Raw genomic sequence first — 6000 nt, forward strand, 5'->3', positions numbered from 1 at the left:
GGTGGCCGAAATCACGGAACGAGATGACGCGGCGGACCTCGCGGAGGGGGATCCAGCCGTGGCCGAGTCGCGCGCTGACAACGAAATCTACGTCGTAGAGCCGCTCCTGCCCCAGCGTCTTCGCCGTCCCTCCGACCTGCTGCGCTTCATCGCCACGCTCGTCGTGCTCGGCGCGGTCATCCTGCTCGCCCTGGTCGCCAAGCAGACGCTCATCGGTCTGGAGGCCGACGTCAAGGAGGGGGCGGAGCTCGTACCACTGCTGAGCAGGATCGCGGCGTTCCTCGGCGGCGCGGCCGTGCTCGTCGTGCCCGCGGCCTTCGCCGTCGAGCGGGTCTTCCACCGCGACGGGCTGCGGGTCGCGGAAGGGCTGATCGCCGCGATCGTCGGCATGGCCGGGTCGTTCCTGCTCGGGCAGTGGCTGGTCGGGGGCAACCTGCACGACCTGCGCGTGCTGCTGACCGGCGACCGGGCGATCGAGCCGCTGAACACGCTGCTCACCTCGGTCATCGCCTACTCCACCGCGGTCCGCATCTCGCGCCGGCCCACGTGGCGGATGCTGATGTGGGCCACCGTCGCCCTCTACATCCTGGCGTTCTTCTCCGGCCGGCAGATCACGATCCCGAGCGCCATCGTCACGGTGCTGGTCGGCATGGCCATCGGCTACGCCACCCTCTACAGCGTCGGCAGCCCCAACACCAGGCCGGCGGGCTCCGCCGTGGTGGCCGCGCTGCGCAAGCTGTCGTTCTCGGTGGTCTCGGCCCGCCGCATCGAGGACGACCACCAGGGCAGCCGCCGCTACGCCGTCGGGCTCCACGACGGCAGCGGCCTCGACGTCACGGTGCTCGACCGTGACCGGCAGGTGGCAGGGCTGCCGTACCGGCTGTGGCGGCGCTTCAGGCTCCACTCCGAGACCAGGCGCCGCGCGATCAGGTCGCTCAGGGCCGAGCTCGAACGCGAGGCGCTCATGGCGTACGCCGCCCAGGCCGCGGGCGCGAGCACGCCCAGGCTGCTCGGCACCAGCGAGATCGGCACCGAGGCCGCCCTGCTCGCCTACGAGCACCTGGAGACGCGTCCGCTCGAGGAGGTGCCGGACGCGGAGATCGACGACGCCCTGCTCGCCCAGATCTGGGAGCAGGTCGAGCTGCTGCAGATCCAGCGCCTGGCGCACCGGCGGCTGACCGGCGACAGCATCCACCTCGACCGGGCCGGCCGCGTCGTGCTCACCGACGCGCGCAGCGGCGAGATCGCCGCCGGAGACCTCCTGCTCAGGCTCGACGTCGCCCAGCTCCTCACCTACCTGTCGCTGCGCGTCGGCCCGGAACGCTCGGTCCGTGCCGCGGCCGCGGTGATGGGCCCCGAGGCGCTGGCCGCGGCCCTGCCGCTGCTCCAGCGCATCGCCCTCACCAGGGAGACCCGCGCGGCCCTGGCCAAGGCCAAGAACGTCCTGCCCGGCATCCGCGACCACATCGTCGCGCTCAAACCCCAGGGGAAGGTCGAGGAGGTACGCCTCGAGCGGTTCAGGCCGCGCACCCTGGTCACGATCATCGCCAGCGCGCTGGCCGCGTACATCGTGCTTTCCCAGCTCAGCCGGGTCGACGTCTACCACGTGTTCACCACGGCCAACTGGGCCTGGTCGGGGCTGGCGCTGGTCGCCTCGTTCGTCAGCTTCGTCGCCGCCGCGCTGATGCTGCGCGGATTCGTGCCGGAACGCCTGCCGCTGTGGCGTACGGTGCTCGTGCAGTTCGCCGCGTCGTTCGTCAAGCTCGTCGCGCCCGCCGCGGTGGGCGGAGTCGCGATCAACACCCGCTACCTGCAAAAACGCGGCATCTCACCGGCGCTCGCGGTGGCCAGCGTGGGCGCCTCGCAGCTCATCATGCTGGTCTTCCACATCGGGTTGCTGCTGATGTTCGCCTACATCACGGGCTCCAGCACCAACACCGCGTTCACGCCGTCGCGGGGGCTCGTCCTGGCGTTGCTCGCGGTGGCGGTGCTGGTCGTGGTGGTGCTGGGCGTGCCGCCGCTGCGCAGGCTGATCACCGTGCGGATGCGCAGGTTGTTCTCCAACGTGCTGCCCAGGCTGCTCGACGTGCTGCAGTCGCCGCGCAAGATGATCGAGGCGTGCGTGGGCACGTTGATGATCACCCTCGCGTTCGTGGCCTGCCTGAACGCCTGCGTGGCGGCGTTCGGCGGCGAGATCAGCTTCACCGCCGTCGCCGTCGTCTACCTCACGGCGAACGCGATCGGCTCGGCCGCGCCCACACCCGGCGGTCTGGGCGCGGTCGAAGGCGCTCTCACGGTCGGCCTGAGCCTGGCCGGGCTGTCGCCCGAGCTGGCCACGTCGGCCGTGCTGCTGCACCGGCTGCTCACGTTCTGGCTGCCGGTGCTGCCCGGCTGGGCCTCCTTCACGTACCTCCAACGGCACGAAGCCCTGTGAACGACGCTCAGCCGACCTCCAACGGCACGAGGGACCGTGATCAGCGGGCCGCCGTTCTCGGTTCGGTGATCTTGTCGATGGCGGCGAGCTCGTCCGCGGTGAAGGCCGGGCCGTCCACGCAGGCCACGTTGTCCTCCAGCTGCCCGACGCTGCTCGCCCCGATCAGCACGCTCGTCACCCTCGGGTCCCTGAGCGTCCACGACAGCGCCATCTGAGCCAGGGTCTGCCCCCTCGCCCCGGCGATCTCGTTGAGGTCGCGCGCCAGCTCCCGATCGATCTGGTCGGCGCTGAGGAACCGGCTCGTCGCCGCCCGCGAGTCGGCGGGCACGCCCTCCAGGTAACGGTCGGTCAGCAGGCCCTGCGCGAGCGGTGAGAACGCGATGCAGCCCATGCCTGCTTCCTCCAGCGCGTCCAGCAGCCCGCCTTCGATCCACCGGTTGATCATGGAGTAGGACGGCTGGTGGATGAGCAGCGGCGTGCCCAGCTCCCGCATGATCCGGGCGGCCTGGGTGGTCTGCTCGGCCGAGTAGTTGGAGATGCCGGCGTAGAGCGCCTTGCCCGAGCGCACCGCCCGGTCCAGCGCCCCCATGGTCTCCTCAAGCGGCGTCTCCGGGTCGGGACGATGGCTGTAGAAGACGTCGACGTAGTCCAGGCCCATGCGGGTGAGCGACTGGTCGAGGCTGGCCAGGACGTACTTGCGCGAGCCCCACTCGCCGTACGGGCCGGGCCACATGTCGTACCCGGCCTTGGTGGAGATGATCAGCTCATCCCGATATTTCGCGAAATCCTCGTGGAAGATCCGGCCGAAGTTCCGCTCTGCGGAGCCGTACGGGACGCCGTAATTGTTGGCCAGATCGAAGTGCGTGACCCCGAGGTCGAACGCCCGCCGCAGGATCGCCCGCGAGTTCTCGATCGGCCGGTTGTCGCCGAAGTTGTGCCACAGGCCCAGCGAGACCGCGGGCAGCTTGAGCCCGCTGCGCCCGCTGCGGTTGTACGGCTGGCGCTCGTAACGCCGGTCGTCGGCCTGAAATGTCATGACGTGCCTTTCTCGATGATCCATGAGAGCGCGAAGGCCTCCTCACGCCAGGCGTCGTAACGCCCACTGCGCCCGCCGTGCCCCGCGCCCATCTCCGTCTTGAGCAGGAACGGCCCGCCGCTCGCCGACGCCCGCAGCCTGGCGATCCACTTCGCGGGCTCGTGGTAGAGGACGCGCGTGTCGTTCAGGCTGGTGATCGCCAGAATCGGCGGGTATGGCCCGCCGTCGACGTTCTCGTACGGTGTGTAGCTCTTCATATATGCGTAGACGTCCGGGTTGTGCAGCGGGTCGCCCCATTCATCCCATTCGATCACGGTAAGCGGGAGCGACGGATCCAGGATGGTGTTCAGCGCGTCCACGAACGGCACCTCGGCCACCACGCCCGCGAACTCCCCGGGCGCCAGGTTCGCCGCCGCGCCCATCAGCAGGCCGCCCGCTGAGCCGCCCCTGGCGATGATCCGCTCGCTCCAGCCGGTCGCCTTCAGATGCCCGGCCACGGCCACGAAGTCGGTGAACGTGTTGCGCTTCCTGGTCAGCTTGCCGTCCTCGTACCAGCGGCGGCCCATCTCGCCGCCGCCCCGCACGTGCGCGACCGCGAAGACGAACCCGCGGTCGAGCAGCGACAGCCTGGGGACGGAGAAACTCGGGTCGATGGAGGTCTCGTAGCTGCCGTACCCGTACAGCACGGTGGGGGCGGGCCTGCCGGTGTCCTTGCGCTTCACGAGGGAGACGGGGATCTTCGTGCCGTCCTCGGCCGTGGCCCACTCGCGGAACTGCTCGTAGTCCGCCGGGTCGTAGCCGCCCAGGACCGGGCGCCGCTTGAGCAGGATCAGCTCGTGGGTGTCGAGCTGGTAGTCGTACACGCTGGGCGGCGTCACCATGCTGGTGTACGCCAGCCGCAGCCTCCTCGTCGTGAACTCGGGGTTGCCGGCCGGCCCGACGTCGTAGAGCGGCTCGGGAAAGTCGATCTCGTACGCGTTCCGCTCGGCGGCCTCGATCCGCTCCCGCCACTGCTCGCGGCCGCCCGGGTAGGGCAGCACGCGCAGGCCGGTCAGCCCGTCGCGGCGGAAGTGGACGACGGCGTGGTCCGAGAACGCGTCGACCTCCAGGAGCCTGGTGTCCTCCCGGTGGGCGATCAGGGGGGTCCAGTCGCCGGGGGCGTCGAGCGGGGCCGTGGCCAGCTCGAAGTTCTCGGCGTTCTCGTTGTGGTGGATGTAGAAGAAGTCGCCCGCGTGCTCGACGCCGTACTCGACGCCGGTCTTCCTGGGACGCACGACCTGGAACTCGCCCGCGGGGTTCGTCGCGTCGAGGATGCGTACCTCACTGGTGATCTTGCTGCCCGCGCCCAGCACCAGGTACTTCTCGCTGCGCGTCAGCCCGACGCCGACCCAGTAACGCTCGTCGTGCTCCTCGTAGACCAGCACGTCCTCCTGGGTGCCCAGGGTGTGCCGGTAGACCTGGTACGGCCGCCAGGCGTCGTCGACGCGCGTGTAGAAGAACGCCGAGCCGTCGGCCGACCAGGCGCCGCCGTAGAAGATGTCCTTGATCTCGTCGGACAGTACCTCGCCGGTCTCGAGGTTCTTGAACCGGAGGGTGAAGCGCTCGTCGCCCTTGTAGTCGGTGGAGTACGCCACCATCGTGCCGTCCGGGGTGACGGCGCTGGTGCCGATCGAGAAGAACGGGCTGTCGCCGGCGAGCTCGTTGCCGTCGAGGATCACCTGCTCCCGCTCCAGCCGGACGTCAGGGGTGATCTCCGGGGGCGCGTCGCCGTTCGCGGGGACGCGGCAGGACACGCCGTACTGCTTGCCTTCCTCGGTACGGCTGAAGTACCACCACGAGCCCTTGCGGCTGGGCACCGACAGGTCCGTCTCCTGTGTGCGGCCCTTGATCTCCTGGAACACCTGCTCCTGGAGCTCGGAGAGGTGAGCGGTCTCCTGTTTCAGAAAGTCGTTCTCGGCCTCCAGATAGGCGGTCGTATCGGGATCTTCCTTGTTGCTCAGCCAGGCGTACTCGTCGATGACGGTGTCGCCGTGATGGATGCGCTCAGTCGGGATCTTCTTCGCCACTGGCGGCGTGTTGCTGCTCACGTGGGGAGTCTATGTTCGGCCGTGATCGTTCTGTGGCCGGAGAAGACGACGAACGCGTCCCGAGTGGTCGGGAGCGCTGCTAATCTTTAGAAGTCGACGCGGCAGTGCGGCGCAATCCTCCTCCTTCACCCAGGTGATGTCGGAGTGTGCTGTCTCCGTGTCTTCATTGTTCAAGTCGAGTGAATTTGACAGAGACTTGAACGGCTGAGAAGATTAAGACACAACGAAATGAACGCCCCTGAGCGGGAATGTGAAAGTTCCTGTGAGGGTGTACGCGGCCGTTTCTTGAGAACTCAACAGTGTGTTAAAAGCCAGTGCATGTTTTACATGTATGACCCCGTCATTGGTTTGACGGATTCCTTTTGAAGGTTGGGATTTTCATTCCCTCCAGGCATTTTTTGGAGAGTTTGATCCTGGCTCAGGACGAACGCTGGCGGCGTGCT

The 6000-nt window shown here is 68.3% G+C and carries 3 protein-coding genes; 1 reads left to right on the forward strand and 2 read right to left on the reverse strand.

Features of this window, described 5'->3' with window-relative positions; all coding sequences use genetic code 11:
• Nucleotide 1: 1 nt before the first annotated feature.
• Nucleotides 2-2434, forward strand: coding sequence for a lysylphosphatidylglycerol synthase transmembrane domain-containing protein (locus ITP53_RS03885; protein WP_328813878.1), 2433 nt, complete (start codon nucleotides 2-4; stop codon nucleotides 2432-2434).
• A 40-nt stretch (nucleotides 2435-2474) separates the two neighbouring features.
• Here ITP53_RS03885 and mgrA read toward each other — a convergent pair whose 3' ends face one another.
• Together mgrA and ITP53_RS60065 are read right to left on the reverse strand one after the other, a co-directional pair.
• Complete coding sequence (gene mgrA, locus ITP53_RS03890) at nucleotides 2475-3470, reverse strand: L-glyceraldehyde 3-phosphate reductase (RefSeq protein WP_195893877.1); 996 nt, start codon at nucleotides 3468-3470, stop codon at nucleotides 2475-2477.
• The gene (locus ITP53_RS60065) at nucleotides 3467-5557 is read right to left on the reverse strand and encodes a S9 family peptidase (protein ID WP_195893878.1); all 2091 of its coding nucleotides are present in this window, start codon (nucleotides 5555-5557) and stop codon (nucleotides 3467-3469) included. Before ITP53_RS60065 ends, mgrA begins: the two co-directional genes overlap by 4 nt.
• Nucleotides 5558-6000 lie beyond the last annotated feature (443 nt).

Source organism: Nonomuraea cypriaca (assembly GCF_015645445.1).
Taxonomy (GTDB): domain Bacteria; phylum Actinomycetota; class Actinomycetes; order Streptosporangiales; family Streptosporangiaceae; genus Nonomuraea; species Nonomuraea cypriaca.